At 73.3% G+C, this 2,730-nt stretch carries 2 protein-coding genes; both read right to left on the bottom strand.

All coding sequences use genetic code 11. The features are described from left to right. Nucleotides 1-40 precede the first annotated feature (40 nt). Nucleotides 41-805 (bottom strand): SURF1 family protein, encoded by a 765-nt coding sequence (locus ACJA3G_RS34650; RefSeq protein ID WP_406557002.1) that lies wholly within the window; start codon nucleotides 803-805, stop codon nucleotides 41-43. Between the two features lie 68 nt (nucleotides 806-873). Next, nucleotides 874-2,640, bottom strand: coding sequence for a prolyl oligopeptidase family serine peptidase (locus ACJA3G_RS34645; protein ID WP_406557003.1), 1,767 nt, complete (start codon nucleotides 2,638-2,640; stop codon nucleotides 874-876). Nucleotides 2,641-2,730 lie beyond the last annotated feature (90 nt).

Genomic DNA, 2,730 nt, shown 5'->3' with positions numbered 1-2,730 from the left:
GGGGGCGGGGGCGCWGGCGGTGGTGATCCGCCCGTACCGCTCAGCCCGTACCGCTCGGTTCGGGCGACAGCCCCAGCTCGGCGTCCTCCGCCGCCTCGGCCTCCCGCCGGAGCAACCGGAACCACATGAACACCACGAACCCGGCGAAGACGAACCACTCGCCGGTGTACCCGAGGTTCTGGAACGCCTTCAGATCCAGCCCGGTGTTCGGCGGCTTCACGGCCGGCACCGCCGTCATCCCCGGGTCCGCCGTCGCCAGCGTGACCCATGCGTCGTAGACCTCGTACGGCACCAGGTTGACCAGCGACGCCGCGCTGATCATCCCGAGCTGCCCCCGGGGCAGCCCGCCCGAGGCGTTCACCCCGTCCGTCCCCGGCGTCTCGGACGCCTGGAGAGCCCCGGTGACGGTGACCTCGCCGGTGGGCGGCGCGGGCGCCGGGCGCCCCTCGGGCAGCCAGCCGCGCACCACCGGCAGCGCCTTGCCGCCCTCGGTACGCAGCAGGGTCAGCACATACGACCCGTCGTGCCCGTCCACCCGCCGGTCCGGCACCAGGAACTGCTCCCCGTACCGCCCCGTCGCCCTCGCCGTGCGGCCCGAGGTCTTCTGGTCGACGGGCAGCAGCTCGCGCAGCGGCGCGGCCTGCTGCTCGGCGGGGTCCGGCCGCTCGGTGGCCGCGTTGTGCGACTGCACGCGGTCCTCGAAGCGGCCGAGCTGCCAGGACCCCATGAACACGCAGAAGGGGATGGCCAGCACGACGAAGACGTTGATCCCCCACCAGCGGGGCGTCAGCAGGAACCGGTACACACCACCACGGTACGGAACCCCCCGGGGGTCCGGGTGTGCGGGGTCCGGGTGCGCGGTGCCCGGGACGGTCAGTTCCCCAGATGCCTCCCCGCGAACTCCAGCTCCAGCCGTACCTGCTTGATCCGCTCCTCCACGACCAGCGAGCCGTGCCCCGCGTCGTAGCGGTACACCTCGTGCACCGCGCCGCGCGCGGCCAGGCGGTCCACGTAGTTCTCGACCTGGCGGATCGGGCAGCGCGGGTCGTTGACGCCCGCCGAGATGTAGACGGGTGCCTTCACCGCGTCCACATACGTCAGCGGCGACGACGCCTCGAAGCGCTCCGGCACCTCCTCCGGCGTGCCGCCGAGCAGCGTGCGGTCCATCGCCTTGAGGGCTTCCATCTCGTCGTGGTACGCCGTCACATAGTCCGCGACCGGCACCACCGCGATCCCGAGCGCCCATACGTCCGGCTGGGTGCCGAGGCCGAGCAGGGTCAGATAGCCGCCCCAGGACGCGCCCGCCAGTACCAGCCGCGACGGGTCGGCGAGGCCGGACGACACCGCCCACTCCCGGACCGCCGCCACGTCCTCCAGCTCGATGAGTCCGACCCGGTGCTTGAGCGCGTCCGTCCACTGCCTGCCGTAGCCGGTGGAGCCCCGGTAGTTGACGCGCACCACCGCGTATCCATGGTCGACCCAGGCCGCCGGGCCCGCCGCGAACGCGTCACTGTCGTGCCAGGTCGGGCCGCCGTGGAGCTCGAAGACCGTCGGGAACGGGCCCGCCCCGGCCGGCTTCTGCACCAGTGCGTGGATGCGGCCCCCCGGCCCCTCCACCCACGCGTCCTCCACCGGCACCGAGGCCGGTGCCTTCATTCCCGGCGGGTCGAGGACGACCGCGCCCGTGGTGGACCGCACCTCGGACGGGCGGGCCGCCGAGGACCACAGGTACTCCACGGTCCCGTCGGGCCGGGCCGTGGCGCCCGAGACGGAGCCGGCCGGGGTCTCCACCTCGATCAGCTCGGCCGCCGCCAGGTCGTACCGGAACAGCTCGCTGCGGGCCTCGAAGCTGTGGACGACGAGCAGCCCCGATCCGTCCGGATACCACTCCGCCACCACGTCACCGGGCAGTTCGAGCGCGAGATCGGTCTCCTCGCCGGACGTCACGTCCCACACCATGGGCTCCCAGCGGCCCCGGCGCTGGTGGGCGACGAGCAGCCGGGTGTCGCCGGGCAGCGGCGCGAAGCCGAGCACCTCGAGACCGAGCTCCTCGGTGCCGCCCTCGCTGTCGTCGAGCTCGGCCGCCGTGGAGCCGTCGAGCCGGACCACGCGCAGCGCCGAGTGCATCGCGTCGCCGTGCTCGGTGTGCTCCAGGGCGATCAGCGTGCCGTCGTACGAGAGGTCGCCGACGCCCGCCGACTCGCGGTGCCGGTAGATCTCGACCGGAGCGGTTCCGGGCCGGACGACGTGGACCGTGGTGCCGTCCTCGTCGGTACAGCGGCCGACCACCGCCGTGCCGTCCCGGCCGAGCGCGAGGCCCGCCGGGTAGGACGGCTCAAGACCGGGCACGGCGGGCTCGTCGGTGCCCCCGCCGAACGGCTGGCGCATCCATACGCCGAACTCGTCGCCGTCCTTGTCGTTGAACCACCAGATCCATTCGCCGTCCGGGCTCAGCACCCCGTCCGTCGTCCCGTTCGGCCGGTCCGTCGCCTGGCGCTGGGCGCCGCTCGCGCGGTCCCATGCGTACAGCTCGTACGTCCCCGTCGCGTTGGACACGAACAGCGAGCGGTCCGGGGCGTCCTCCGCCCAGTCGGGGAGCCCGACCCTGGGCGCCCTGAACCGCTTCTCCCACTCCGGCATCTCGTTCATGGACCCCATCATGCGCCGCCACGCCGACAACCCGCCCACACCGTCCGCAGCCTGTGGACAACTATGGGCGTGTGCATGCCG

It is taken from the genome of Streptomyces sp. YS-3 (assembly GCF_045257485.1).
Classification (GTDB): Bacteria; Actinomycetota; Actinomycetes; order Streptomycetales; family Streptomycetaceae; genus Streptomyces.
The sequence above is the reverse complement of the archived record's forward strand: the minus strand, read 5'-3'. Positions and strand labels throughout refer to the sequence as shown.